Here is a 2,877-nt window from a genome sequence, read left to right as displayed (position 1 = left end):
ACTCCGCCTTCGGCATGCGCCGTCTGCCCGGCCCAGGCCGCCGCGCCCGCCCCGGCCGCCATGCCTTCGGACCCCGCCACCATCGTCGCCCGTTCGGGCGAAGAGGTGAAGTCGCCGATGGTCGGCACCGCCTATCTGCAGGCCTCGCCGGAAGCCCCGCCGTTCGTCCAATCGGGCGACAAGGTCAAGAAGGGCCAAACCCTGCTGATCGTCGAGGCGATGAAGACGATGAACCCCATCCAGGCTCCCCGCGACGGCGTCGTGAAGGAAGTTCTGGTGGGCGACGCCCAGCCGGTCGAGTTCGGCGAACCGCTCGTCCTGCTCGAGGCGTAAGGCAGGCCATGTTCACCAAGGTCCTCATCGCCAACCGCGGCGAGATCGCCCTGCGGATTCACCGCGCGTGCAAGGAGATGGGCATCTCCACCGTCGCCGTGCACTCCGAGGCCGATCGCGGCGCCATGTGGGTGCGACTGGCCGACGAGAGCGTCTGCATCGGCCCGGCCCCCGCGGCCAAGTCCTATCTGAACATCCCGTCCATCATCGCCGCGGCCGAGATCACCGGCGCCCAGGCCATCCACCCGGGCTACGGCTTCCTGTCCGAGAACGCCCGCTTCGCCGAGATCGTCGAAGCCCACGGCATGACCTTCATCGGCCCCAAGCCGGACCATATCCGGATCATGGGCGACAAGATCACGGCCAAGCAGACGGTGAAGGACGCCGGCATTCCCGTCGTCCCGGGGTCGGACGGCGAGGTCGAGACCGTCGAGGCCGCCATCGAGGCCTCCAAAGCCATCGGCTTCCCGCTGATCGTCAAGGCCTCGGCCGGCGGCGGCGGACGCGGCATGAAGGTCGCCATGACGCCGGACGACCTGGTCGAGGCCGTGCAGACCGCCCAGTCCGAGGCCCTGGCAGCCTTCGGCAACGGCGCCGTCTACATGGAGCGCTACCTTCAGAAGCCGCGCCACATCGAACTGCAGGTCATCGCCGACAGCCACGGCAACGTCGTCCATCTGGGCGAACGCGACTGCTCGCTGCAGCGCCGGCACCAGAAGGTGCTGGAGGAGGCCCCCTCGCCCGCCCTGTCCGCGGCGGAACGCGCCGCCATCGGCGAGACGGTCAACAAGGCCATCGCCGCCATCGGCTACCTGGGCGTCGGCACCATCGAGTTCCTGTGGGAGGATGGCGAGTTCTTCTTCATCGAGATGAACACGCGCCTGCAAGTCGAGCATCCGGTTACGGAAATGATCACCGGGGTCGACCTGGTGCGCGAGCAGATCCGCATCGCCGCCGGCCTGCCCCTGTCGTTCAAGCAGTCCGAGGTCGTCTTCGAAGGCCACGCCATCGAATGCCGCATCAACGCCGAGAACGCCGAGACCTTCACCCCTTCGCCGGGCACGATCACCGACTTCCACGCCCCGGGCGGCCTGGGCGTCAGGCTGGATAGCGCCATCTACGCCGGCTATTCGATCCCGCCCTACTACGACAGCCTGATCGGCAAGCTGATCGTCCACGGCCGCGACCGTGAGGAGTGCATCGCGCGCCTGAAACGCAGCCTGAACGAGATGGTTGTCGGCGGCGTCGACACCACCATCCCCCTGTTCCAGAAGCTGCTGCAGGAGCCCGACATTCTGTCCGGCGACTACGACATCCATTGGCTGGAGCAGTGGGCCAAGCGCCAGAAGGGCGAAGCCTGACGGCGGTGGACGAGCCGGACTTCAGCGCCCGCCCGTCTTCCGGGGCGTTCGGTCCCGACGAACTGCTCCAATGCTACGCGCGCGGCGTCTTCCCGATGGGCGAGGCGCGCGACGACCCGCGCGTCTTCTTGGTCGAACCCGATCTGCGCGGCGTCATCCCGCTGGACGGCTTCCACGTCCCGACCCGCCTGAAGCGCACCGTGCGCTCGGGCAGGCTCGACGTTCGCGCGAACACGGCGTTCGCCGAGGTCCTGGACGCCTGCGCGGCCCCCGCGCCCGGCCGCGAGGACACCTGGATCAACGGCCCGATCCGGCGGCTCTACCTAGAGCTGAATACTCGCGGCCACGCCCATTCGATCGAGTGCTGGCGGGACGGGCGGCTGGTCGGAGGCCTGTACGGCGTGACCCTGGGCGGCGCCTTCTTCGGTGAAAGCATGTTCAGCCGCGAGCGGGACGCCTCCAAGGTCGCCCTGGTGCACCTGGTCGCCCGGCTGAAGCGCGGCGGTTGGAGGCTGCTGGACGCCCAGTTCCTAACGGGCCACCTGGCCCAGTTCGGGGCGGTCGAAACGCCCCAGGCCGCCTATCTGAGGCTGCTGGCCGCCGCCCGTAAGCTTCAGCCGGATCTCAGGGCCCTGGTCGAGCCCATGACCAGCGCCGATGCGGTTCTCTACGCCCTGCAGCCCACGACCCAGGCGTCGTAGACCGGGTGCTGCAGGCCGCTGACGGCCGGGGACGACGCGAACATCCAGCCGCGGAATATCTGGCGGGGTTCGGAGACCTGGATGACGCCGCGAGGCTGAATGCTGACGTCCAGATAGGCGATGGCGTCCTCCACCTGCTCGTCGGCGGCCGAGACCTCGCAGGCGCGGGCGGTGAAGATCAGGGTCTTCTGGAACCGGACCGGCCGTCCGCCGACCTCGACCTCGAAGCGCATCCGCTCGGCGGTGATCTTGTCGACGGCCTCGACGATGGCGACGCGGCGGCGCTGACGGCGGCCGGGCGGAGCCGGCGTCTCGGCGCGGACCTCTGTCTTCTCCTCGGCCTTTTCCTCGGGGGCGTCCTCGCCCTCCTCAGGAGCCTTCTCGTCGGCGATGACGATCGTCGGGGTGGTCGGCGTCACCGCCACGGGAGACGCGGGCGCGGGCGTCGCCTCGGGCGCGGGCTCCGCGGGCGGAGTGGCCGG

The 2,877-nt window shown here is 69.3% G+C and carries 4 protein-coding genes; 3 read left to right on the top strand and 1 reads right to left on the bottom strand.

The window, feature by feature from the left end; all coding sequences use genetic code 11:
• From accB to aat, 3 genes are all read left to right on the top strand, one after another.
• Positions 1-333: acetyl-CoA carboxylase biotin carboxyl carrier protein (gene accB / locus AC2W7C_RS16155; protein WP_486002312.1), on the top strand; the 333-nt coding region annotated here is incomplete at its 5' end.
• A gap of 8 nt (positions 334-341) precedes the next feature.
• Positions 342-1,694 carry an acetyl-CoA carboxylase biotin carboxylase subunit gene (gene accC / locus AC2W7C_RS16150; protein WP_486002311.1) on the top strand — a complete coding sequence of 451 codons (1,353 nt, stop codon included), beginning with the start codon at positions 342-344 and terminating at the stop codon, positions 1,692-1,694.
• Positions 1,695-1,699: 5 nt separating this feature from the next.
• On the top strand, positions 1,700-2,395 hold the full coding sequence (gene aat / locus AC2W7C_RS16145; protein ID WP_486002310.1) for a leucyl/phenylalanyl-tRNA--protein transferase: 696 nt from the start codon (positions 1,700-1,702) through the stop codon (positions 2,393-2,395).
• On the opposite strand, the gene AC2W7C_RS16140 is transcribed toward aat, so the two are convergent.
• Positions 2,362-2,877 (bottom strand): DUF2155 domain-containing protein (locus AC2W7C_RS16140; protein ID WP_486002309.1); only part of this gene is annotated, 516 nt, incomplete at its 5' end. The two genes, aat and AC2W7C_RS16140, sit on opposite strands and share 34 nt — an antisense overlap.

The organism is Brevundimonas sp. CURTG3B2_SDJG, from assembly GCF_057364705.1.
The sequence above is the reverse complement of the archived record's forward strand: the minus strand, read 5'-3'. Positions and strand labels throughout refer to the sequence as shown.